The sequence below is a fragment of the Finegoldia dalianensis genome (assembly GCF_046255015.1).
Taxonomy (GTDB): domain Bacteria; phylum Bacillota; class Clostridia; order Tissierellales; family Peptoniphilaceae; genus Finegoldia; species Finegoldia magna.
Window position 1 is genome coordinate 1 of sequence record NZ_JBDLBQ010000003.1, and the last position, 24,804, is coordinate 24,804.

Below are 24,804 nucleotides of genomic sequence, written 5' to 3' on the forward strand. Positions count from 1 at the left end.
TCAGTGTAAAATGTACTTGGGTCATGTAAAAGTCCTCCTGGGTATGTTTTTGTCGTTAAAAACATTGTACCGTAAAAGGACTGTTATATGGCCTTTTTACTTTTACACAATTATACGGACTTTATCCAATATCGTATACGAAATCGATGTTGTCGACTTGTTTGCATACATCCTTATCTTCGTACCATTTCAAAGTAGTATCGTAATTTTCAAAATAGGGAACAAGTTTGATTCTATCATTGACTATTATAGTGTCCATATTGAATCCTCGAACTATTTTATATTGTGTTTTGCCATTTTTTCCTTAAAAATATCTGTGATGATTTTTTGCAATTCGTCACGCTCTTTTTCAGGAAGTTCGCCTTCTCTTTTTGCTACAGCGTAAAGTTCAGGATATTGGTTGGCAATTCTTTCAATTGTTTTAGTCGTTGAGTGTTTTCTTACAAAAAACGGAATTTTTTTGATCCATCCATCCGGAACCAAGGCTAATATTTTATCTGAGGCTTCTTTGTCACTGATTTCTGCTGAGGATAGTCCGTCGTTGATTTCTGATTGTTCTTTTTCTGTAAAATCTTCTAATTTCATAATATCCTCCTTGTGTATTTAAAATTTAACATTGTTATATTATAACGCTAATAGTATTATTTATCAAAATCCAAATTAATTCTTAATTAATGAACTTACAATATCACCGTGTCTTTTTTCATCGTTTTTGACACTTTCTATTTCTGGGAATTTTTCAGCAACTGGTGCATAGGTATTAGCAGCATTGTATTCTCCGTTTGCAATTAGTTTATATAATTTTTTCTTTCCTATTATCTTATAAAGCAAAGGAATAATTATCGCCTTGGTTTTTTTAGGTTTCAGATTTTCTTTTGTAAGATTGTGGAATACCGATGCATGATGACCTTCTTCTGTAGCAAGCTTACGAAAAGTTTCTTGATCATTTGCATCCTTTACAGTATCTGCAAGTGCACGATACATTAACACAACGTCCAATTCACCTTGTTGAGATTTCAATAGTATTTTCATATCTTTTTGTGTTATATTCATTTTTTTCTCCTATTTTAGATTCGATTAGTTCCCTTAAATTCATAGAATAATTTTTTAGTTAATTTAATTTTACCACAAAACAAAAACCCGACTATTATCAATAGTGATAAAGCCGGGTTTTAAATTTAAATATAAATTTTTTGTTGCTCTATTGTAGTTTTACGCTGTACTTTTAAACACAATTAATTGTCTATCCAATATCTTTTAATTGTCTTACCATCTGAGTTAACAAACTCATTTTCAAGTACTCCACCATTTTTAATAATAGACTTAGCTGATCCTATATTTTCTTTATCACAAATCATGAGTACTCTTTCAATTCCCAACTTTTTACACTCTATCAAAGCTAGTCTTACCATTTCTGTGGCATAGCCTTTTTTTCTCTCACTGGGTCTTATTCCATCTCCAATATGTCCACCTTCTTTCAAAAGTGACTCATTTAAATAGTGGCGAATATTTACAGCTCCTAAAAGCCTATCTCTTTCTTCATCTAAAAGGAAGAAAACTGAATCTGGAACTTTATTTTCAGTTTTAGATTTTATTTCTAAGTTATTTAGATAATAGTCAAAATCATCGTAATCATTTTTAAATATTGACCACGGAGAAGTGTTTGTGTTATTCATTTCTTGGTCAATCTTCCATTCATCAATCATCTCACCAAGCTTTAATTCATACTCTTTAGTTAGTTTAATTAATTTTAGTTTCATATATTTTCCTTAATTCCATCCATACCATGACACAACCTACTCAATATCCAAAATGTAGCTAAAAACAAGAATTTGAAAGAAATTTTCGACAACTAATTTCAAAATACTAAGCTTTTAATAATAAATCCACAAAATCAATAATATATTGATTTCAAGCACCCAGGTTTTTCTACTTTTTCTCCAACAACACAATAGCTTCGCAGTGTCTTGAGTGGTCAGTATGGATAACATTGGTTATTTTTCAAAAGCCTCGTATGTGGGAATATGCCGATCAATAAACATCTTATAATTTACTAAATCATTCTAAAGTAGAAAAAACAGCTCATGGCTTAGCTTAATTTTGTTTAATAATTAAAGGATATAGTTTGTTTACTTACATTTACTTCTGCTTCTACCCCAAAAGGAATTATACATCTTGGAGTTGAGTGTCCAATATTTATATTATAGACAATTGGTAAATCTTTATTAGTGATTTCTTCTAATAAAATAGATTTATACTCCTCGTAATAGATTTCATTTTGAGGTTTTCCTACTAATACTCCTGCTAATACATCAAATAAGCCGTAGTTTTTTAGAGCACGTATCATTTTCCTATATAAATCTGGTTTTGATTTTTCTTCGCTTGATTCTATTAGTAAAATCTTATTCTCCCATTCCTCAAGGGTTGGAAATAAATTATATTTGCTACAAATTTCTACTGTATCGTTAAATCTAGAATTATCGAACATATCATATATTGTTTCTATGCATCCGCCTAAAATTTTTCCACTAAATATAGGATTTCCTCTTAAAAGCTCAAAACCAGTATTACTATGGCTTTTCATTTCTATTCCAATAGCTTTCTCGCTAAAATCTTCCCTTGCCTCATACCAAACTTCACTAGGATGTATCTTATTTATTTTTCCTGTTTTTATAAGTTCCAAAAAGTATTTTTCTGTATAAGCTAACATATTAGCAGATAATTCACATACATCTGGCAAGAAAGCCTGACCATAAAATGTTTTTATTCCAAGCTTATTTAGCATAAAGTGATTCATTGTTGAGTCAGAAAAGCCTAAAAAAAGTTTTTGTTTAACAATATTTTTTAATCTATCTCTTTCAAATAAATAAGGAGCTAATCTATAGGTATCTTCTCCACCAATAGCACATAAAATCATATCAATAGTGTCATCTTCAAAAGCAAGCAGCAAATCATCTGCCCTAGCTTCCGGATGATTCTTTAAAAAATCAATTCCTTTCAAAGAATTAGGTAAAAACTCTATTTCGACTCCTAGCTTATTTAATCTGTCTATTCCTATTTTTATTTCATGCTCAACGAAACTTTCTCCCAAAACACCACTGGATAAGCTCACAACTCCTATTTTCTTTATCATTATTTCCTCCAAATTTCTAAATAAAGTAAAAATATCCTATGTTCTTATTTTCTTGATAGCAACGCAACAGCTTCGCAGTGGTAAGTCCTTGGAAACTGATCGAAAAACTCTAATGACTTAATTTTATATCCTTTTTCGATAAATTTGTCCAAATCCATTCTTTGTGTTATCGGATTGCAAGAAATGTAGATGAATTTATCTGGATTGATGTCGATTAATCTATCGATTGCTTTTGGATGAATTCCATCTCGTGGTGGATCGAGGACTACTACGTCTTTTTTCTCAACTTTTTCCATAAAATTCAAGCAATCATCGCAGATGAACTTTGTGTTAGTCAATCCATTTAGTTCTGCGTTTTCTTGTGCTTTTTCGACTGCTTCAGCAATTATTTCGACTCCGATTACACTTTCAGCTTTTTTTGCAAAAATTTGTGCGATGGTACCAGTTCCACAGTACAAATCGTAGACGTTTTTTCCTGACAAATCTCCAGCTAATTCCAATGCTCTGTTATAAATTTGTTCTGCTTGTGCTGGATTTGGTTGGAAGAAGGAAAATGGAGATATTCTAAATTCCAAGCCATTTATTTTTTCTGTCAAATATTCTTTGCCGTACAACAATTCCAATTTGTCGACTATTACTGCGTCTGAAATATTATCGTTAATTGTGTGATAAATAGACACGATTCTGTTGTCGATTTGCTTTGCAAATTCAACGAAATCATTCACATCAAACTCATCACTTGTCGTTACCAAATTAATCATGTACTCATCTTCACTGAAAGTTTTTCTGATTATGAAGTGTCTCAAAAGTCCAGTATGTTTTATTTTTTTGAAAAATTCGTAATTTTTGTCACGAAAATATTCTTGAACAGCTTGTCTGATTTTGTTGAAGCCTTCATCAATGATATTGCAATCTACAGTGTCTGTTATTTCGTAGAATTTGTTTTTAGTGTGAAGTCCTAAAACAAGTGGACCACCTTTGACGCTATCTCCAAAAGTGTATTCCATTTTGTTTCTGTAGCCTTGTAAAATAGGCGATGGATGAAAATTAATATCCTCATCGTAAATATCTTTGTACAATTCAGTGAGTGTTTTTTTCTTCAAATCACACTCCACATCATACTCTAATTTTTGATAAATACAACCGCCGCATCTTTCATTTACAGGACAACCTTCAATAGTTTCAAGAGGGGAGTTTTCTAGTCTTTCAACTAGTTTTCCCTCAATAAATCCCTTTTTCTTTCTTTTTCGTTGAAAAGAGATTGTTTGTCCTTGAATTGTGTTCTTTATAGAATACAAATTATCGTCTATTTTGCAAATTCCCTTGTTAGGAAACACATTGTATTCTACTTTTGCCTCTAAAATTTTTTTCATTATCCTTGTAGACCGTCTGCTTGTCTTTGCATATTTTCTACGACGATATCGTGAATATCTCCGATTGATTGTCCGTATTCCAATACTTGCCAAGGTTCATTAGTATGGAAATGAATTTTAATCAAATCATCGCCACCTACAACCAAAAGGCAATCTCCTTTGAAATGTTCTGTAATATATTCACTAATTGTATCGCTTGATAAGTTTTCTCCTGCTATTAATAATTGTGTATCAAATCTAAATTCTATTTGTTCTGACATAATTTCACCTTCATTTTTAAATTTCCCATTGGGATTAAGTTAATTTTACCATATTGTGTTGTATTTTTCTCAGAAAAATTATTTCCAGCTATTCGGAAGAAGTGATTTGTAAGGATATGAATCAAACCTATCGTCAATCAAAAATAATTCTCCAGTATCGGTGTTTGTTCTAATAAGTCTTCCACCAGCTTGGTGTACCTTGTTCATTCCTGGATACACATAAGCGTAATCGAATCCGTTTTTTCCATTTTCGTCGAAATATTTTTTAATCAAATCATTTTCTACGCTAATTCCGGGAAGTCCGACTGAAATTATCCCTACAGTATTCAATCTGTCGCCACTCAAATCCACGCCTTCGCTGAACACTCCACCCAAAACACAAAAAGCCATTATGGTTGAAGTTGTTGTAAATTGGGACAAAAATTCCAACCTTTCCATATCAGTTAGCGTTCGTTCTTGTGTTAAAATATCGAAACCACAAATCTCATACACAGATTCCAAGTACGAATAAGAAGGGAAGAATATGAGCTTGTTTCCAGGCTTTTCGTTGATTTTTCGAAGGATTTCTGCAATTTTATATTTCGTATCTTCGCGGTCTTTGAATCTAGTTGAAATGTTGATGTGATTTACTTTCAAATTCTCTTTTGGGAAAGGAGATTCCAATCTTATGTTGTAGAATTTTTCCAAACCCAACACATCTGCGAAGTAGGTCATAGGAGACAGTGTCGCTGAGAAAAATACGTTGGATTTACATTTTTTCAAAAGATTTTTAAAAATATTGTGTGTGTTCAAGCACATGATGTTGTAAATAACATCATCATTTTCAGATTTTATCAAAGTGACGAAAGAATCGTCGTAAAAATCAGAAATTTTCAAAAATTTATTGATTTCAAAATACACATCCAATACTTTGTCGTAGTATGGTTTGTCCTTTTCTTCGACCAAGAATTTCGTCATGGATTCTTTGCAACGTACACAATAATCAATCAAATCTACTGACAAATCCTTGTATGTGTTGACTGGTTTTCCCAAAGATTCATCTTTGATTTGTTTTGCTAGTTTCTTCAAGTTGCGTTTGATTTTGAGTTCTTTTTTATCATCTAAAAGTTCATCACAACAGTCCATAAGCTGGTTGAAACTCAATGAATACGAATACATATCACGTCCTCGACTCACCAAATTATGAGCCTCATCAACCAAAAGCGACATTCTCAAATAAGGAACTTCGAAAAATCTTTTAAGATATACTACCGGATCAAAAACGTAATTGTAATCACAAATCACAATGTCACAGAAATTGGACAAATCAAGCTCCAATTCCAATGGACAAACTCTGTATTTGAATGCGTATTTTTTAATGATTTCTTCCACTATAATATCTTCGTTTTCAAGCATATCGAGAATGCATTTGTTCACCCTGTCGTAGTGACCTTTTGCAAATTCACAATCATTTGGATTACATTTAACTTCATTATTGATACAGACCTTGTTCTTTGCGATTATCTCGACTGATTTTATTATCAAACCTTTTTGTTTCATTAAATACAACTGGTCGTTACAAGCTTTTTTTAGCGTAGACTTTGCAGTCAAATAAAAAATCTTGTCCGTCAAATCTTCTCCCATAGCTTTAATTGAAGGGAAAAGCGTGGAGATAGTCTTGCCAATTCCTGTTGCAGCTTCCACCATCAAATCCACACCCTGTTTGGTTGCAGAATACACGTTTTGGCTCAAATACTTCTGACCAGCTCTAAATGCAGGATATGGAAATAACAAGTTATGAATGGATTCGTTACGATTCTTTATGTGTTGTGTGATTAACTCGGTGAATACGGAGTATTTTTCTAACAATGAAAAATAAAATTCTTTTAATTCTTCAAAAGTAAAATTTTGTCTGATAAATTTTATTTTCTTGGTATCAGTTTGATAATAAGTTAGCTGCAAATCAATATCTTCCAAGTCGTTGTCCAAAGCATAAAAATACCCGTAGCATTTTACTTGTGCCCAGTGATATTTGTTGGAATTGTATTCCAATTCTTCCAAATCACGAGTAGTCGATTTTATTTCATCTATTAACGTTTTGCCATTTTTAATTCCTATTCCGTCAGCTCTACCTTCCACGATGTAATTTACCGATTTGTAGAGGGTAGTGTTTTTGAGAGTAACTTCCGGCAAAAATCCAATATCGTATTCTTTTTGAATCATTTTGTGGATTTTCTGGCCTTCTTTTGCTCTGTCGAACACATTTCTGAATCTATCGTCTATATCGCCGCTTCGTTCAGTGTATTCAACCAAATCTCTGACAGAAAGTTTGATTTCTTTTTTCATAGTTTATAATTTTGTTGAAGCAAATTTACTTCCTTGTAAATTTTCCTTCTTTCAATCGCTAAATCACGATACATTTTATCCTCATCTGTTACATATTCTATTGTTTCATTTACCATTTCAGATTCTCCGTCTTCGTTTACACTTACCATTGTGAAATATCCCGAAGCTTTTATGATATCAGTTCCTTCTACTTTTGCACGAACGAAACATTCCATGCTCGTTTTGCCAACGTAATCTATAATTGCTGTGATTTTTATGATTTCACCTAATTTTGTTGGAGCATTAAATGTCAAATTATTTACAGCTTTGGTCAATGTTTTATTAGAACAAAATCTTCTCGTGCACACACCTGCGATTGTGTCCATCATTTTGAATAATTCTCCTCCGTGTAGAAGTCCGTAAAAATTTCCCATATCTCCATTTGCTCTGAATTTTACAATTGTTTTTGTATCTTGTTTTGTTTTCATATTTTCCACCTTTTAATTCTTACTTCTATTATAGTATAAAATTTTATTTTCGGAAAAATGAAATCAATCACAAGTTTTTAAAATTGAAACAAAAAGAAATTAAATGTATAATTAGATTGTATGAACTTTACAGGAGGTTAATGATTTGAAATATAGAGAATATTATGATAATGTTTTAGTCCGAATTGAAAAGGGCGAAGACGTTGTAGAAAAATTATTCGAATTAGTTGAAAAACTTCAACTAAAAAATGGTTCTATTTCAGGAATTGGCGCCAGCGATAATATAACTGTGGGATTATACAGTGTAGAAAAACAAGAATACACTAAGAAAAATTTTACAGGAGAGATGGAAATCACGAGCATCCTTGGAAATATCTCTACTATGAATGACAAACCTTATTTGCACATGCATATTACATTTGCAGATGAGAATTTGAATGTTCACGGCGGACATTTGAACGAGGCTATCATATCAGCAACTTGTGAGATTATAATTAATAAAATAGATGAAAAGGTTGATAGATTCAAAGATTCTGTAACAGGTTTAAATTTATACGATATTTAGAGGGGAAAATGAAATATTATTTTAATAATGACAGCGTAGATCCGTATTACAATTTTGCGGTTGAATATTTTTTCGCAAAGCATAACATTCCAGTTTTTATTTTGTGGAGAAACAAGGATTCAATCTTACTAGGTAAGAATCAAAATATTTACAGAGAAGTTAACTTGAAATACACTGAAGAAAATGGGATTAATCTAGTTCGTAGGTTATCTGGCGGTGGTTGCATATATACTGATGAAAAAAATATGCAATACACTTTTATTGAAAGTCAAAACTACGCAAATGACTTCAAACATTTCGCTAATATGATAATCAATCAAATGAAAAAAATAGGACTTAATCCAGAATTCAGCGGTAGAAATGATATTTTGATTGACGGTAAGAAAATAAGTGGCAACGCACAATATATGAAAAACAGCATGGTTGTTCATCATGGTACAATTCTTTTCGATATTGGTGTCGAAAAAATGATGCATTCACTTACTCCTCAAAAAATAAAATTCGAAGGAAAAGCCATCAAATCGGTAGAATCCAGAATCACAACTATTAATGATATGATTGATATGGAATACGATGAGTTTTTCAATAAAATTAAAAACGGTATCATTGAAGATAATAACTTAGAAGAATACGTGCTTAACGATTCTGAAAAAGAAGAAGTGAATAAATACATCGATTTATTTAAAAATGAAGAATTTATTTACTCAAAAGGAGAAACTACTGCAAATTATCAAAGAAAACACAAGTTTGGAGTTGTGGAGTATAGCTACAACATCAAGGATAATTTGATTGATAGTTTTAAAATAGAAGGGGATTTCTTTTCAAACAAAGATATTTCAGAATTTTGCGATATGTTTGTTGGAAAGGCTATGACAATAGACGGTTTCCACAGTGTATTAAATGATGTTAATATCGGGGAATACATTGTTGGAATGGATGAGAAAGTGTTTTTAGGTGATATATTTGATTAGAAAACCAAAATGGATGAGAGTAAAAATCGAAGGTAGCCAAAACCTTCACGAAGTAGAAAGTTTAGTAGATGGATTTGAATTGAACACAGTTTGCAAGGAAGCAAATTGTCCTAACAGAATGAAATGCTACGAATCACGTACAGCTACATTTATGATTTTAGGAGATATTTGTACTAGAAACTGTAGATATTGCAACGTAACTACTGGAAGAGGAAGAGCTGTTGATGAAAAGGAACCTGAAAATGTTGCAAAAGTTGTGCAAAAATTAGGGTTGAAATATGCTGTTATTACTTCAGTTGACAGAGATGACTTAAAAGACGAAGGTGCAACTCAATTCAAAAATGTTATCAAGGAAATTAGAAAATACAATGAAGGAACATTAGTAGAAGTTTTGATTCCTGATATGCACGCAAAGCATGAATTATTGGATATTGTTTTTGATGAAAGACCAGATGTATTAAATCACAACGTTGAAACAGTTCGTTCTATCTTCAAAGAAATGAGACCTCAAGGTAACTTGGACAATTCTTTTGAAGTTTTAAGATATGCAAAAGAAAAAGGACTTGTAACTAAATCTGGATTTATGGTTGGACTTGGAGAAACAAATGAAGAAGTTCATCAAATGTTGGACAAGTTAAACGAATTAAAAGTAGATATAGTTACAATTGGACAATATTTAATGCCTACATTAGAACATGCAAAGTTAGACAGATACGTTACTCCAGAAGAATTTGAAGAATACAAACAATACGGAGAATCAATCGGAATTAAACACGTTGAAAGCGGTCCATTCGTAAGAAGTTCATACAATGCGGGCAATGTATTTAAATCATTGGAGAAAAAAGAAGATGAGTAATGCAAAATAGGGCGAAAGCTCTATTTTGTATTATAAGAGGGAATATATGAATAAGTACATTTTTAGAGAGAAAATCAATTTGCTAATGCAAATTTTACTGACAATTTTGTTGTCGTGTTTTTTAGTGGTGGCGATAGTATTTACGAAAAGATTATTTGAAGTTCAAAATAAGACCTTCTCACTTATTGTAATTAGTGCATCATTGATTTTGTTCGCTGGAATAAATTATCTCAAGGACAGGACGATTTACAACATGGGACTTTCTTTTGTAGAAGGGTTTAAACAAGATTTGTTTCATAATGTAATATCACAAAATTTTTATGAAATAGATCAAAAGGAAAAAACTTTTTCGAATGATATAACATCGACATCGCTTTATTTAAAAGAATATTATATTATTCCTACATTAGAATTGATTTCTGATGTTATTTTACTAATTGTGGTAATGCTTACGGTGGGTTTTTGCGTATCATTTGTTCCGGTGTCAATTATAACAGTTGGAGTGTTGATTTTCAGTTTAATCAATGTGAGAATCGACAAATCAATAATAGAAAAGAAAACAAATACATCCAATTTAAGAAAAAAATACGTGTATTTTCTAGATGATATGTTAAACTCCAAGAAAGTTATCAACTCAAAAGCAAACAAAGCGCTTGAAGTTGTACACAGCAAACTAATTGAAGACATATCAGAAAAAGTTATGGATCTTGATAAGGAAGAACTCACGAAATACAACCTAAAATTATTGTTTATTGGATTGTATTTTATAATCAGTTTGATTTACATTATCAAATCACCAGAAATAAAAACTGGTGAAATTATAATACTTATAAGCTCTATAATGTTGTTGTATCACATGATTAAAAAAATCGTAAAAGAAAGATCCATGATTGTGCAATCTGAAGATAAAGTTTTTGAAATGGAAGAAATTTTTGGCAATCAAGAAAAATCAGATAAAATCATAGACCACATAAAAGACATTGAGTTCAGAGATGTAAAATTGTATTCTTCAAATGTTAAAGTTAAGATCAACTACACATTTTATACTGACAAAAAATACTTAATTATTTGTGATAATGAAGAAGTTGTAAATTTACTAGCCAAATCATTCATTCAAACATTATCTCCACAAAGCGGAATGATTTTAGTCAATAACGAGCCTATAGAGGAGTTTGATTTGTCATCAAACATGCTTGTCACTTACGATGAAAGTTATATTTTCGACACTGATTTTAGAAACAATGTTACATTGTTCAATTCATTTGCTGATAAAAAAATTCCACCGTTATTAAGCATATTCGATGAAGAATTGACTTCAAAACAAAGGTATTCTGAATACAGTGATAGGGACAAGAATTTGATTAGATACAAGAGAATAATCAATCAAGATTCTGAATTTAATATGGTGGTTAATTTATTTGAAAATTTGGACGAAAATACGGGAAATATTTTGCTTGAAGATTTCATTTTGAGATTCAATGGATCAATCTACTGTGCTAAGGACGTTAATCCATTTATCAAGGAAAAATTTGACGAAGTATTGTATGTTAAAAATATTGACAGCGACTATTTGTTAGTTCAAGAATAAATCAAACATCACGGTAAATAATTTATCGTGGTGTTTTTTTGTGATACTTTACATTAATATTTTTTGAGTTAAAATATATAAGTAATTAAAATTTTGGAGGAATTATGAATTGGTTAAATAAAAATTATAAAGGATTATTGCTGTGTCTTTTAATAGCTATTCCTTGCCACTTTTTAGGGAAAAAATTTCCTGTAATTGGTGGGGCAGTCCTAGCTATTTTGGTTGGGATTGTTATGGGATACATTATTAAAGACAAATCACAATTTGAAATCGGAATGAAATTTGCATCGAAAAAAATATTGCAATATGCAGTAATTTTACTTGGATTTGGAATGAATTTGGCGGTTGTAATGGAAACTGGAAAACAATCATTGCCAATAATTATACTAACTATTTCCACATCTTTAATTATTTCTTACGTACTTGCAAAGAAAATGAATATTGCGAAAAACATTGCGATATTAGTAGGAGTTGGATCATCAATTTGCGGTGGATCTGCAATTGCAGCGACTGCTCCAGTAATAGAAGCTGATGATGAAGATGTTGCACAGGCAATTTCTGTAATATTTTTCTTCAATGTAATTGCGGCTTTGATTTTTCCGTTGTTGGGAAGCGTAATTGGATTTTCCACTCATTCTGGAGAAGCGTTCGGAATTTTTGCAGGAACTGCGGTTAATGATACATCATCAGTAACAGCTGCAGCTGCAACTTGGGATGGATTGTACAATTTGGGAACACAAACATTGGACAAAGCTGTTACTGTAAAATTGACTAGAACATTAGCGATTATTCCAATTACTTTGGTATTGTCGTATTTGAGAACTAAAAAACAAGAACAATCAGAAAAAGTTGAACTCAAAAAAATATTTCCTATGTTCATTTTGTATTTCGTTCTTGCAAGTATTATAACTACAGTTGCTTTGAAAATGGGAGTAGATGCGAAAGTTTTTAATCCATTAAAAGAATTGTCTAAATTTTTCATTGTAATGGCAATGGCTGCAATTGGATTTAAAACAGATATTGTAAAATTAATAAAAACAGGTGGCAAACCAATCCTACTTGGGTTTTGTTGCTGGATTGGAATCACTATAGTTTCAATAGCAATGCAATTTGCACTTGGACTAATATAGCATAAAGCTACGCAAAAATTTTGCGTAGCTTTTTTCATGAAAAAAATCACGGCTTTAGGGGGAGCCGTGATTCTTAAGTACAATTTTATCTTACAAGGGGTTTGTTTGATATAAATTGATATCTATTATCATTATACTACGGTTTTTCAATTTGTCAACTAAAAATGATTATCAAAGTAAAAAAATCAAACAAATAGTAATATTTTTATATTTTACAGTAATATTTTAACATTTTCTTCACTAAATAATTTTATATTTTCTTTTGAAAGTTTGTGAGCAGCAATCCCCATGCCTTTTATTTTTTGATGATTGAAAGTTCCATCGTAAATGTAATTCGATCCACATGATGGAGAATTTTCTTTTAAGATTGCAATTGTAGGATTGTATAACTTCGCAAGTTTAACGACTTCTTTGCTTCCTTTTTCAAATTCTTTTGTAAATTCTTCTCCGTCATAATCAAAAACTTTCCCATCACGAATCTCAACAGGATTTCTTGGAGTTGGCATTCCACCCATAATTTCTGGGCACACTGGAATTAAATTGTATTTTTCTTTGAGCGAATTAATAATTTCATCGTCTAATTTGTTGTTAGATCCATTGTATTTGCAATCAATTCCTAATAAACAAGCGCTAATTAAAACATTTTGCATAATATAACCTCCAATTTCATTATATCATTGATTTTGTTATAATGAATAAAGGAGAATGATATGAATTTTAATAAGTTTAAATATGTTATAAAAAGGAAATGCAATAGGCTTGTTCAAATAATAAAAAGTGGGAAAAATTATACAGAAGAGCAAAAAGAGATTTTCGAAAATGCTAAAGTCGGCGATGTGATTTTTTGTGAAATGCCTATGAGTGATTCAAACTTGTACGATGTTAAACCAGGCCACGAGCAAAGACCTTATATTATTATAGAGAAGAGAGATAATTATTTGCTGGGATATCCATCAAGCCATGTTAGGCCTAAATGTTTAACCAATTATAAATATTTTGGTATTTATAAATCTATTAATGAAGATTGTTATATTCGCGGCAGAAAGTTAGATTCTTGGACTAATTCATATTACAATTTGTCAAAAGTAAAGCATATTGAAATAAGAAATATAGGCTGGTTTTTCCAAAGACCGAATGATTCTGACTTAGATAGATTAGAAAAAGTATTGACTATACGTAAAAATAATCATTTAAGAGCAATGAGAATGAACAGAAAATTCAATCTTGATAAAGGTGATATTGTGGCTGATGGTGATAATTTATTTTACATATACTCCAGTTTTAAGAATGATGTATATGCACATTCATTATATCCAGATAAATCAAGGAATACAGATTACAGAAAGAAAGTATATGCTTACAATAAGAGTTACTATGTAGATGTATCTAGCTTTGAAAAATTAAATTCTGATTTGTATCAAAATATTATTAATCAAGCCACAAGTGAATCAATAAAATCGATTGAAGAATTTAAGATGGATATAAAATCTAAAAATAGTAATAGAAATAAGCTAAGAAAAGAGATGCATTGTAAATTAATTCCAGGAACATTGATGCGACACAAAGAATTAACGGATTATGTTAATATTTATTTGTTTTCAAGAACAAAAAAGAGCTATGGGGTTTATTATGAGGATTTAGAAGAAAAAGCTGTAATAATACATATATTGAAACGTTTTAGAGAATATAAAAGATTCGATATTTTGGACAGGGAAACATTTGATGAATTAATTGAAAAGATTAAATTTGATGACGATATGAGAAGTTTCATAGTTGAACAGAGAAATATATGGGAAGAAAGACTCAACCTAGAAGATTAATCTTGGTTGAGTCTTTTGTTAATTTCGCTGACAGGAAGGCCTATAATTGTGTTCAAATCACCTTCGATATATTCTATAAGAACTGGATTTAAATCTTGAATTCCGTACGCACCAGCTTTGTCGTAAACGTTGCCTTGGTCGATATATTTTTTGATTAATTGGATATTTTTATCTGTTTTTTCTGAAAATTTTACATTACTGAAAGTGTAGAATATTTCTTCGTAATTTTTTGATTTCAAACAAACAGATGTCACAACTTTGTGAACTTTTCCGAGATAGGATGTTAGCATATCTAATACTTGGTCATAATCTTGTGGCTTGTTCAAAATTTTACCGTCATTAATTACGATTGTGTCAGAAGAAATGTATAGCGTGTCTTCTTTTAATTCTAATGGAAGAATTTTTGCTTTGGATATTTCACAGCAAACAAGTGCAAGTTTTTCTATAGTTTCACGGTCTTTGTATTTTTCATATGCTAACTTTTCAATTTTTCTTTCATCAATATCTGTAGATGTGCTTTCAAATTCACAAATATTTTTCAATAATTCGTTTCTTCTTGGAGATTTGCTAACCAAAATCACATGAGTAAATTCGTCTAAATTTCCAATTTTCGAAACATTTTTAACGTATTTCATTTTATCACCAAATATATTGTCTTATTTTTTTATTGATGTGTCAAATGGGTATATATAATATGGTGATTATATGATATATACAGTGACATTAAATCCTTCGATTGATTACATAATGCGATTGGATGATTTTGAATTTGGAGAAACAAACAGGGCGAAAGTCATCGAACTTTACGCTGGTGGTAAAGGAATTATGGTTAGCAAGTTGCTACATAATTTGGAAGTAGAAACCCAAAATATTGGGTTTTTGGGAGGATTTACAGGAGATTACATTGAAAAATTATTAGATGAGCTTGGAATTCTCCACGATTTTACTAAGATTGAGGATAACAACAGGATAAATGTAAAACTGAAACTGAATTCTGAGACAGAAATCAATGCTCCAGGTCCTGACATTTCACAACAAGAATTAGAAGACTTCTATGAAAAACTTTCTGGAATTGATGGTGGAATAGTATCTTTTTCCGGATCTGTAGCTAAGAATATGGACAAAGATATTTATGTGGAAATGATAAAAAAATTATCTCCGAATACTAGATTCACATTGGATACAACTGGTGATGTGTTATTGAAAAGCTTGGATTATAATCCTTTGTTGCTAAAACCCAACCAAGCAGAATTAGAAGAAATTTACGGAGACAAGTTTAATTCAAAAGAAGAAATAATTTCGTATATAAAATCGACCATGATTCCAAAAGCAGAGCATGTGATATGTTCTTTGGGAAGTGATGGTGCGATTTTTGTGAGTGCAAATAATTCATTTTACATTCCAATTGTAAAAGGAGAAGTTATCAACAGTGTTGGCGCTGGAGATAGTATGGTTGCAGGATTTATCTACGCTTATATGAATGAAATGAGTGAAGAAAATATGTTCAAAATGGCTGTGGCTAGTGCGACTGCGACTGTTTTCTCATATGATATGGGAGAAAAGGATCAAATAAATGAAATTTTTGGCAAATTAAAAATAATAAATATGGGGGAAAATAATGGAAATTAAAGATTTGCTTTCAAAAGATCTAATGATCATGAATCTTAAATCTACTACTAAAAAAGATGTTATAGATGAAATGATCGAAAAATTGTACGAAGACAATGTTATTAATGATGTACTAAAATTTAGATCTGAAATTATGAAAAGAGAGTTGGAATCTTCGACAGGTCTTGGAGAAGGTGTTGCTATGCCTCATGCAAAAACATCAGCAGTGAATAAACCTGCGATTGTATTTGCTAGAAGTACAACTGGCGTGGATTATGAAGCATTAGATGGAGAAGATACTTATATATTTTTCATGATTGCAGCAACTGAAGGACAAAACCAAATGCACATTGAAACTTTGGCGAAACTGTCCAAGCTTTTATTAAAAGAAGGATTTATTGACAGATTAAAAGCATCAGAATCTCCAGAAGATGTTTACAAAACTATTGATGATTATTCAGAAGAATCTGAGCCGAAAGTAGCACCAGTAGAAACTAGCTCGATTTATACAGAAAAGCCATTCGTCTTAGCTGTAACTGCATGTCCAACGGGAATTGCACACACTTATATGGCAGAAGAAGCTTTGAAGGAACAAGCATCTAAAATGGGAGTTGACATCAAGGTAGAAACAAACGGATCTGATGGTGTTAAGAACAAATTAAGCGCTGCTGATATCGAAAAATCTACTGGAATTATAATTGCTGCTGATAGAAAAGTAGAAACAGCACGTTTTAACGGCAAGAATGTAATTGAATGTCCTGTTTCCGATGCAATTAGAAATCCAAAAGATTTGATTGAAAAAATAGTAGACGGAAAAGCGAAGATTTATCATGCAGATGAATCGGAGTCAAAAGAAGTTGAAGAAGAAACGACAAATTGGAAATCAAAATTATACCAAGATATTATGAATGGCGTTAGTCATATGTTACCATTTGTAGTTGGCGGCGGAATTTTATTGGCGTTGTCATTCTTGGTTGAAAGATTTTTCTCAGACACTTCACCAATTTATAATTTATTCTCCGTAGGTGGCCAAGCTGCGTTTGGATTTTTGATTCCAATTTTGGCAGGATACATTGCTATGAGTATTGGCGATAGACCGGCGTTAATGCCTGGTATGGTTGCAGGTTTCATTGCAGGACAAGGCGCAGGATTTTTGGGAGGACTTTTAGGTGGTTTCTTAGCAGGTTATGTAATTTTATTCTTGAAGAAAATTACTAGAAATCTTCCAAAATCATTAGAAGGAACTAAACCAATGCTAATCTTCCCGGTATTTGGATTGCTATTAACATCTTTGGGTATGATTTTCGTAATATCTCCAGTGTTTACTACAATTAACAAAGCAATCAACGGATTTTTGGCAAACATGGGAACTACAAACTCAATTTTACTTGGAGCATTGCTTGGAGCGATGATGAGTGTGGACATGGGAGGTCCTGTTAACAAAGCAAGTTACACTTTCTCAATAGGAGTATTCACAGATACTGGTAATGGTGCTTTTATGGCAGCTACAATGGCTGGAGGAATGGTTGCACCACTTGCAATAGCTTTAGCATCTAGTCTATTTAAAAATAAATTTGACGAAAAAGAAAAGAAATCAGCAGTCACTAACTATATTTTGGGTGCATCATTTATCACAGAAGGAGCGATTCCTTTTGCAGCAAAAGATCCATTGAGAGTTATTGTATCATCTGTAATCGGTAGTGCAATCGCCGGCGGACTTACACAAGCATTTGGAGTAAAATCACCTGCACCACACGGAGGAATTTTCATTTTACCAGCTATGGAATCTGTAGACAAAGCGTTGTTCTTCGTATTATCCGTAGCAGTGGGATCTTTGGTTTCAGCAATCATTTATGGATTGTGGAAACAAAAAGCAGAATAATGTTATAATAATATTGTAATTTACAAATTTTCAAATTTTCAAGGAGGAAATTATGTTAGTAGCAGCAGACAAAATGTTAAAAGATGCATTAAAAGGAAAATACGCAGTAGGTCATTTCAATATTAACAACTTAGAATGGACTAAAGCTATTTTGGAAACAGCACAAGAAAACAACTCACCAGTTATTTTGGGAGTTAGCGAAGGCGCTGGAAAATATATGGGCGGATACAAAACAGTTGTAGGAATGGTTAAAGGAATGATTGAAGAATTAAACATAACAGTTCCTGTAGCAATCCACTTAGACCACGGATCATTCGAAGGTGCAAAAAAATGTATCGAAGCAGGATTTACGTCAGTAATGTTTGATGGTTCTAAATATCCAATTGATGAAAATATAGAAAAAACAAAAGAAATAGTTGAACTTGCTCACTCAAAAGGAATCAGCGTTGAAGCAGAAGTTGGAGCTATCGGTGGCGAAGAAGACGGAGTAATCGGTCAAGGAGAAATCGCCGACAAAAATGAATGTAAGAGAATTTCTGAATTAGGAATAGATTTCTTGGCAGCAGGAATTGGTAATATCCATGGAGTTTATCCTGAAAACTGGAAAGGATTAGACTTCAATGCTCTTGGAGAAATCAAAGGAGAAATCGGTGAAATGCCTCTAGTTCTTCATGGTGGAACAGGAATTCCAACTGATATGATAAAAGAAGCGATCAGCCTAGGAGTATCCAAAATCAATGTAAACACTGAATGTCAAATCGTATTTACAGAAGAAACTAGAAAATATTTCGAAGAAAATAAAGACAAAGAAAAGAAAGGATTCGACCCAAGAAAAGTTTTGAAACCAGGCTACGAAGCAATCAAAGCAAAAGTTAAAGAAAAAATGGAAATTTTTGGATCAATCGACAAAGCAAACTAATTAAAAAATCAGAATTCAAGCTGAATCTATTAATTTAGATTCGGCTTTTTGATTTGAAAAAAATTTTATTGTATAGGATAATATTATCTAGGTGATAATTTTGAAAAACATAGATTTATTTAAAACTCTTCTGAAAATTAATGCCGTGACGTTTGGTGGAGGATATACAATAGTTCCTATAATTAGAGATGAGTTTGTTAAGAACAAAAAAATAATTGACGACGACGAGATGATGAAGATAATCGCCTTGGCACAAAGTTGTCCAGGAGCGATGGCTATTAATACGTCAATCTTATTGGGGTATAGAATCAATAAAACAAAAGGAGCGATTGCAAGTGTGCTTGCAGCAACACTTCCTTGTTTGGTTATTATTTCAATCGTGAGTTTGATTTACAATAAAATCCACGACAATCCATTTATAAACATGATGCTCATTAGTATGAGTGGGGCAATCAGTGCGATACTTTTACTGACAGTTGTTGATTTGGCAAAATCAAACTTGAAAAAAGACAAGGCACTGGGAATTGGAATAATGATTTTATCATTTATCATGGGATTTGTGTTTAACATCAACGTTGCTATAATTTTACTTGCATGCGCTTGTATCGGAGTTATGTATTCAAAGATTGTGGGTGGCAAATATGATTTTGATTAAATTATTCTGGGTGTTTTTTAAAGTTGGATTATTTGCATTTGGTGGAGGATATGCAACACTTCCGCTTATCACAAATTTTGTAGTAAATGAAAATCAATGGATCAGTCTTAGAGAATTGACAGACGTACTTACGATATCGCAAATGACGCCAGGACCAATAGCGATAAATTCTGCGACATTTGTTGGAATGAAAATATATTCCGTGCTGGGCGCTGTTGTAGCAACTACTGGATTGGTGTTTCCGGCGTTAATTATTCTACTTCCGTTATCTAAGTTGATTTTCTCGGGAAAAGAATTAAAGTTTTTGGATTATATACTAAAAGGGATCAAACCTGCAGTTGCAGCACTGATATTCATTGCATTTATCGATTTGTTCGAATCGGCAGTGTTTAATGGCACATTTAATACGTCAAACATAAACGTTGTAGCTGTAATTTCATTTTTTGTAGGATTTGTAATGTATTATAAAAAAGTTTCTATCATTAAGATAATCGGCGTGTGCGCAACGATAGGACTAATATATCAATTTGTAATTTAAAAAAAGCCTCACTATGAGGCTTTTTGTAGTTTAAATATCTATTGAGTTGTCCATCATTTTAATTGATGCTTGGTATAAGCCAAGTCCTGTCAATATCCAAATAATAGTGCTTGTAATTGGTATTCCCATTATTTTTGTGAATGTGTTCATTGTAATTGTATCTGAATTTTTTAGCGTTATTAATTCGCTAGCATCTACGATTCCTTCACCTACATATGAGATTAGATAAGGGAATCTTGCGAATATTTCTTGGTCGATTAGGGATATAACCACGTTAATCACAATCATAATTATAATCCATGAGTAACCAGTTTTGTTTGATGGAAACAATGATTTTGTAGCAACTATTGAGAAATACATTACAATATATCCTATAAATGTACTTATAATAAAGTTTAAAGTCAAAATGATGAATGTAAATGGAGAAATCGTAAAGTACGGATTATTAAATGCCAATTTAATCATTTCTAAGAATTTCGATTCACCAACAAAATACATTCCCAAAAAGTTTATTAAAGAAAATGATATTGCAAATATTACTGTCCAAATAAGAGCGAATAATAATTTACTCATTAAAATGTCGTTGCTTTTAACAGGAAGTGTGAACATCAAATAGCCTCTGTCAGAATAGTAATCTCGTCTGAACACCATGACAATTTGTACAGTCAATGCCAAGAAACTTCCAAAAACTGCAAGGATACATAAAATCAAGAAAAGCATTTCGATAAATCCCATCGTTTGTGTATTTGCGATTATTGAATTTTTAAATAATGCATATAACAAGCTGTTTCCCAACAATCCGACAAATAATGATATCAAGCATAATTTCAAGTTGTTTTTTAAATCGTGTTTTAAAAGTTTAAGCATGGTGACCTCCAAAAATTTGTTTGTACACATCTTCAATGCCTTTGTTGTAAGTTGATCTCAAATTTTCTACGCTATCATTTAATTCCACAGAACCTTTGTTGAGCATGATTACTCTGTCGAAAATTCTTTCGATATCTCTAACCAAGTGAGTAGTAATAACAAGAGTAGAGTCAGGGTCGATGTTATCAATAATTGCATCCAAAATTTGTTCACGAGCTACAGGATCAACTCCTGCGATTGGCTCATCAATTATGAAAAGCTTAGCGTGACGTGATAACACAAGTGCCAAGTTCAATTTTTCAGTCATACCTTTTGATAGATTGCTGACTTTCATTTTCTTGTCCAAACTCATTTGTTCAATAAAACTAGTGAATTTTTCTCCGTCAAAATCGGAATAAAAATCTTCGAACAATGCTTGTGTTTGAGCGATTGTAAGGTTAGGGTCTAGGAAAAAACGATCCGGCAAATAACTTACGAATTCTTTTGTCTTGTAATTAACATTTTGTGAATCAATCTTCACTTCGCCTTCGTATTTTTTTATTATTCCAGCTAAAATTTTGATTAAAGTTGTCTTGCCAGAACCATTTGGACCTAGAAGTCCGATAACCTCTCCTTTTTCGGCTGTAAATGATACATCTTTAAGTGCTTGTTTGTTGCCGTATTTTTTCGACAAATTTTTTATTTCGAGTACGCTCATTTTTTCCACCTTTCATCTATAAGTTCCATTAGTTTTTCTTTTGGCATATTCATTTGATACATTTCATTTAAGAAATCATCTATCAATTGTTGTGCCATATCATTTTTCAAAGCTTTTAATTTATCTTCGTCGACATCGACAAATGAACCAAGTCCTCGTTTACTCATAGTAATTCCACAGCTTTCCAACTCTGCATAAGCACGTTGAACTGTGTTAGGATTTACATTCAATTCTTTCGCAGTTTCTCTGACAGAAGGAATTTTATCAGAAGACTTTAATTCTTGCCTAATTATTTTGTATTTAAAATAATCTACGATTTGAATGTAGATAGGCTTATTATCATCAAATTGCATATTATCTCCTTTCTCATCTGTTCTATAACAATAATACACCATTACAATAAAAAAGTCAAGCTATTTTAATAAAATATTTACGCCCTTTGATGATAAATCGTTCAGCTCATCGATTTGTTCTTGATTAATTGTGGAATTTTTCTTAGCGAAAATCTTTCCCGGTGGATAAATCACGATATCATTGATGATTTTTGTGTTTAGTAAATAATCGTATGTTTTATAAGTTTTCGTAGAGTCTGATTTTTCATATGAACGAAGAGCTTCAAGCAAGATTTCGAAATCTTTTTTATCATCGGCAATCGTTGAAATCAAAACTAGATTTTTGTCGTCTATCATTTCAATATAAACTCCGTTTTTTATCAAATGCTCATTCACATCATTTGGATTGTCACATTGAAGGACAATTCTTGTAAAATCTCTCTTGCAATTTTTTTGAATAGGAGCTTTACTTATGAAATCTAAGCCTTCAATCTCACTATAAAACCAATCTATTATTTCTTTTAATTCAGCGTATCTGCTTTCATTTTTAGTGCAATAATTGACGGCGTATTCTACTGATGTCATGAAAATATATGATGGGGAAGATGTCATAATCATTTGTAGATTACTCATAGTTTTATCTATCAATTCATCTTCACAGTTAAAATTAATCGCAGCAGTTTGTGTGAATGCAGGCATCGTTTTGTGATACGAATTAATCGAAATATCACAACCTAGTTGCATTGCATTTTTGTCAAAATACTCCAATGCAAAATGCGTTCCGTGTGCTTCGTCAACTATAATCTTGATATTATTTTCGTGACAGTAAGTTACAAGTTTTTCGATAGGCTGATAAATCCCATAATAATTGGGGCGTGTTATAAGAACTGCTTTGATAGATGAATCTTTCTTCAAATTTTCTATCAAAACTTCTTGTTCACACACTCCATCACAGTCGATCTCCACAGATTCTCCACGAGCGAGTCTTACGCCGTTGATTACGGATTTGTGGCAATTTTTCTCTACTAAAATTTTGTCGTTTTCATCTAATACGCTCATTATACTTGCGACTATTCCAGAGGTTGAACCATTGACAAGATACATTGATGATTTTGCATGTGAAAAAAGGGCAAGATTATTCCTGCCCTCAGCTATAATATTATTTGCATGGTACAAATCATCTGTATCAGATAATTCCGTTACATCAATCTTTAAAATATTTTCAAGAAAATCGTTCATTCCTTCCAACATCTTGCCCTTATGGCCAGGCATATGAAAGCTTACTTTTTCTTTTCTATTTATAAGATTATCATACAAATTACGCATTCAACATTTTCTCCACTTCAACCATAATTGCACATTCAGTACGCTTCTTTTGCATTGCACAACCCAATTCATAAGGTTTGTAAATATCATTATTAAAATTATACGCATTTGCATGGCAACCACCAGAACAGTAGAATTTGCACCAACAATTTTTGCAATCTTCTTTTGTAAATACATGACAATTCAAAAATTCTTCACGCATATCTTCTGGTAAAGTTAGATTTTCATCCAAAATATTGCCCATTTTGAATTTTTCATTTCCGACAAATTGGTGACAAGGATAAATGTCACCTTCTGGAGTAACTGCAACGTATTCGCAGCCAGCTCCACAACCTTGCATTCTTTTAATAACACAAGGACCTTGAGTCAAATCCACCATAAAATGGAAGAATTTAAAATTGGAACCATTGACTTGATCTTTTGCATAATCCACTGCCAACTTTTCGTATTCATTTAAAACAGTGTCCAAATCTTCCTTAGTAATAGCGTAATCATCATAATCGCTGTCTACAACAGGTTCAATACTTGACAATTCAAATCCTAAATCTTTGAAATGTTTTACATCTTCTGAAAAATCCAAATTCTTCTTAGTAAAAGTTCCTCTAACATAATAATATTTTCCTTTTCTTCCTTTAATAAGCTTTTGGAATTTAGGAACGATTAAATCGTAAGAGCCCTTATCATTCAAAGTTTTTCTCATATTATCGTTGACAGATTTTCTGCCGTCAAGACTAAGAACAACATTGTGCATATTTTCGTTGATAAAATCTATCTTGTCATCGTCTAACAAAACACCATTAGTAGTTATTGTAAATCTGAATTTCTTACCTTTTTCCTCGGCTATTTCGTTGCCGTATTTCACTAATTTCTTCACAAGCTCGAAATCCATTAAAGGTTCTCCACCAAAGAAATCCACTTCCAAGAATTTTCTTGAACCGCTATTGTCAACCAAATATTTCAAAGCTTTTTTGCCGACTTCTTCAGTCATATAAGCTTTGTGTCCACCAAAATCACCTTGTGAAGCAAAACAATATTCACACTTCAAATTACAATCGTGAACAACGTGAAGGCACATTGCCTTTAATACAGGTTCTCTCTTTTTGAAATCTTCAATGTGAAGATAATCATCTGATGAAAAAAGCATATTCGCTTTTTCCAATTCTCCGATTTCCTTGATAGAATCTCTGACAGATTCTTCAGGATATTGAGCTAATTTTTCTACTATTTCATCTGCACTTAAATCTTTGTAATAATCAAGTACATCGTAACTTATGTCGTCAAAAACATGGACACTTCCACCGTTTACATCTAAAACAATGTTGTGGCCATTCATTTTGTATTTATGTATCATATAATTCTCCTTTCAGCTACCGTACTATTTTATAGAAAATTCCGAATTAAGTCAATAAAAAACGAAAACCACTCAAAAGAGTGGCATTAATTTAATAATCGCATATCTGATTGTTTACTTAAAAGTCTTCAATCATTATGT

At 31.9% G+C, this 24,804-nt stretch carries 27 protein-coding genes; 11 read left to right on the forward strand and 16 right to left on the reverse strand.

Annotation, left to right across the window (positions count from 1 at the left end):
* Positions 1-121: 121 nt before the first annotated feature.
* From ABDJ34_RS03780 to ABDJ34_RS03820, 9 genes are all read right to left on the reverse strand, one after another.
* Positions 122-259, reverse strand: a complete 138-nt coding sequence (locus ABDJ34_RS03780; RefSeq protein WP_412701429.1) for a hypothetical protein — start codon at positions 257-259, stop codon at positions 122-124.
* Positions 260-273: 14 nt separating this feature from the next.
* Positions 274-585, reverse strand: a complete 312-nt coding sequence (locus tag ABDJ34_RS03785) for a hypothetical protein (protein WP_412701430.1) — start codon at positions 583-585, stop codon at positions 274-276.
* Between the two features lie 75 nt (positions 586-660).
* Positions 661-1,053, reverse strand: a complete 393-nt coding sequence (locus ABDJ34_RS03790) for a ferritin family protein (RefSeq protein ID WP_412701431.1) — start codon at positions 1,051-1,053, stop codon at positions 661-663.
* A gap of 182 nt (positions 1,054-1,235) precedes the next feature.
* Positions 1,236-1,760: a GNAT family N-acetyltransferase gene (locus ABDJ34_RS03795; RefSeq protein WP_412701432.1), complete on the reverse strand. Its 525-nt coding sequence runs from the start codon at positions 1,758-1,760 to the stop codon at positions 1,236-1,238.
* A 344-nt stretch (positions 1,761-2,104) separates the two neighbouring features.
* The gene (locus ABDJ34_RS03800; protein ID WP_412701433.1) at positions 2,105-3,133 is read right to left on the reverse strand and encodes a S66 family peptidase; all 1,029 of its coding nucleotides are present in this window, start codon (positions 3,131-3,133) and stop codon (positions 2,105-2,107) included.
* Positions 3,134-3,177: 44 nt separating this feature from the next.
* Entirely contained in the window at positions 3,178-4,506 is a 1,329-nt protein-coding gene (gene rlmD / locus ABDJ34_RS03805) for a 23S rRNA (uracil(1939)-C(5))-methyltransferase RlmD (RefSeq protein WP_412701434.1), read from the reverse strand.
* A complete protein-coding gene (locus tag ABDJ34_RS03810; RefSeq protein ID WP_002835237.1) occupies positions 4,506-4,766 on the reverse strand; it encodes a hypothetical protein in 261 nt (86 codons plus the stop codon). Before ABDJ34_RS03810 ends, rlmD begins: the two co-directional genes overlap by 1 nt.
* Positions 4,767-4,844: 78 nt before the next feature.
* The gene (locus ABDJ34_RS03815) at positions 4,845-7,091 is read right to left on the reverse strand and encodes an ATP-dependent DNA helicase (protein WP_412701435.1); all 2,247 of its coding nucleotides are present in this window, start codon (positions 7,089-7,091) and stop codon (positions 4,845-4,847) included.
* A complete protein-coding gene (locus tag ABDJ34_RS03820) occupies positions 7,088-7,558 on the reverse strand; it encodes an acyl-CoA thioesterase (protein ID WP_094208259.1) in 471 nt (156 codons plus the stop codon). Before ABDJ34_RS03820 ends, ABDJ34_RS03815 begins: the two co-directional genes overlap by 4 nt.
* Before the next feature lie 145 nt (positions 7,559-7,703).
* Between ABDJ34_RS03820 and ABDJ34_RS03825 the strand changes: the two genes are divergently transcribed.
* The 5 genes from ABDJ34_RS03825 to ABDJ34_RS03845 all read left to right on the forward strand — a co-directional run bounded on the left by ABDJ34_RS03825 (position 7,704) and on the right by ABDJ34_RS03845 (position 12,668).
* Complete coding sequence (locus ABDJ34_RS03825; protein WP_316529949.1) at positions 7,704-8,123, forward strand: PPC domain-containing DNA-binding protein; 420 nt, start codon at positions 7,704-7,706, stop codon at positions 8,121-8,123.
* An 8-nt stretch (positions 8,124-8,131) separates the two neighbouring features.
* Entirely contained in the window at positions 8,132-9,094 is a 963-nt protein-coding gene (locus ABDJ34_RS03830; RefSeq protein ID WP_412701436.1) for a lipoate--protein ligase, read from the forward strand.
* Complete coding sequence (gene lipA / locus ABDJ34_RS03835) at positions 9,087-9,950, forward strand: lipoyl synthase (protein ID WP_412701437.1); 864 nt, start codon at positions 9,087-9,089, stop codon at positions 9,948-9,950. Before ABDJ34_RS03830 ends, lipA begins: the two co-directional genes overlap by 8 nt.
* Before the next feature lie 46 nt (positions 9,951-9,996).
* On the forward strand, positions 9,997-11,538 hold the full coding sequence (locus ABDJ34_RS03840) for an ABC transporter ATP-binding protein (protein ID WP_412701438.1): 1,542 nt from the start codon (positions 9,997-9,999) through the stop codon (positions 11,536-11,538).
* Between the two features lie 104 nt (positions 11,539-11,642).
* On the forward strand, positions 11,643-12,668 hold the full coding sequence (locus tag ABDJ34_RS03845) for a YeiH family protein (RefSeq protein ID WP_412701439.1): 1,026 nt from the start codon (positions 11,643-11,645) through the stop codon (positions 12,666-12,668).
* A gap of 212 nt (positions 12,669-12,880) precedes the next feature.
* Here the strand turns inward: ABDJ34_RS03845 and ABDJ34_RS03850 are convergent, their stop codons facing one another.
* Positions 12,881-13,318, reverse strand: coding sequence for a 2-thiouracil desulfurase family protein (locus tag ABDJ34_RS03850; RefSeq protein WP_412701440.1), 438 nt, complete (start codon positions 13,316-13,318; stop codon positions 12,881-12,883).
* A 60-nt stretch (positions 13,319-13,378) separates the two neighbouring features.
* On the opposite strand from ABDJ34_RS03850, the gene ABDJ34_RS03855 reads away from it, so the two are divergent.
* Positions 13,379-14,488 carry a hypothetical protein gene (locus ABDJ34_RS03855; RefSeq protein ID WP_412701441.1) on the forward strand — a complete coding sequence of 370 codons (1,110 nt, stop codon included), beginning with the start codon at positions 13,379-13,381 and terminating at the stop codon, positions 14,486-14,488.
* Here the strand turns inward: ABDJ34_RS03855 and ABDJ34_RS03860 are convergent.
* Positions 14,485-15,123, reverse strand: a complete 639-nt coding sequence (locus ABDJ34_RS03860) for a Maf family protein (protein ID WP_412701442.1) — start codon at positions 15,121-15,123, stop codon at positions 14,485-14,487. The genes ABDJ34_RS03855 and ABDJ34_RS03860 overlap by 4 nt on opposite strands.
* 70 nt (positions 15,124-15,193) lie before the next feature.
* On the opposite strand from ABDJ34_RS03860, the gene pfkB reads away from it, so the two are divergent.
* The 5 genes from pfkB (at position 15,194) to ABDJ34_RS03885 (ending at position 20,090) form a co-directional block, all read left to right on the forward strand.
* Positions 15,194-16,117: a 1-phosphofructokinase gene (gene pfkB / locus ABDJ34_RS03865; protein WP_412701443.1), complete on the forward strand. Its 924-nt coding sequence runs from the start codon at positions 15,194-15,196 to the stop codon at positions 16,115-16,117.
* Complete coding sequence (locus ABDJ34_RS03870; protein ID WP_412701444.1) at positions 16,107-17,978, forward strand: PTS fructose transporter subunit IIABC; 1,872 nt, start codon at positions 16,107-16,109, stop codon at positions 17,976-17,978. Before pfkB ends, ABDJ34_RS03870 begins: the two co-directional genes overlap by 11 nt.
* A gap of 52 nt (positions 17,979-18,030) precedes the next feature.
* Positions 18,031-18,897, forward strand: a complete 867-nt coding sequence (gene fba, locus ABDJ34_RS03875; RefSeq protein ID WP_002835224.1) for a class II fructose-1,6-bisphosphate aldolase — start codon at positions 18,031-18,033, stop codon at positions 18,895-18,897.
* A 91-nt stretch (positions 18,898-18,988) separates the two neighbouring features.
* Positions 18,989-19,552 (forward strand): chromate transporter, encoded by a 564-nt coding sequence (locus ABDJ34_RS03880; protein WP_412701445.1) that lies wholly within the window; start codon positions 18,989-18,991, stop codon positions 19,550-19,552.
* Positions 19,539-20,090 (forward strand): chromate transporter, encoded by a 552-nt coding sequence (locus ABDJ34_RS03885; RefSeq protein WP_412701446.1) that lies wholly within the window; start codon positions 19,539-19,541, stop codon positions 20,088-20,090. The genes ABDJ34_RS03880 and ABDJ34_RS03885 overlap by 14 nt, the downstream gene beginning before the upstream one ends.
* A gap of 30 nt (positions 20,091-20,120) precedes the next feature.
* Here the strand turns inward: ABDJ34_RS03885 and ABDJ34_RS03890 are convergent, their stop codons facing one another.
* From ABDJ34_RS03890 to scfB, 5 genes are read right to left on the reverse strand one after another with little or no spacing between them, the layout of a single operon-like run.
* The gene (locus tag ABDJ34_RS03890) at positions 20,121-20,957 is read right to left on the reverse strand and encodes an antibiotic ABC transporter permease (RefSeq protein WP_412701447.1); all 837 of its coding nucleotides are present in this window, start codon (positions 20,955-20,957) and stop codon (positions 20,121-20,123) included.
* On the reverse strand, positions 20,950-21,654 hold the full coding sequence (locus tag ABDJ34_RS03895; RefSeq protein WP_154253779.1) for an ABC transporter ATP-binding protein: 705 nt from the start codon (positions 21,652-21,654) through the stop codon (positions 20,950-20,952). The genes ABDJ34_RS03890 and ABDJ34_RS03895 overlap by 8 nt, the downstream gene beginning before the upstream one ends.
* Positions 21,651-22,007, reverse strand: a complete 357-nt coding sequence (locus ABDJ34_RS03900) for a GntR family transcriptional regulator (protein WP_094206139.1) — start codon at positions 22,005-22,007, stop codon at positions 21,651-21,653. The genes ABDJ34_RS03895 and ABDJ34_RS03900 overlap by 4 nt, the downstream gene beginning before the upstream one ends.
* Before the next feature lie 60 nt (positions 22,008-22,067).
* Positions 22,068-23,312, reverse strand: a complete 1,245-nt coding sequence (locus ABDJ34_RS03905; RefSeq protein ID WP_412701448.1) for an aminotransferase class V-fold PLP-dependent enzyme — start codon at positions 23,310-23,312, stop codon at positions 22,068-22,070.
* Positions 23,305-24,663, reverse strand: a complete 1,359-nt coding sequence (gene scfB / locus ABDJ34_RS03910) for a thioether cross-link-forming SCIFF peptide maturase (protein WP_094208998.1) — start codon at positions 24,661-24,663, stop codon at positions 23,305-23,307. Before scfB ends, ABDJ34_RS03905 begins: the two co-directional genes overlap by 8 nt.
* Between the last annotated feature and the right edge of the window lie 141 nt (positions 24,664-24,804).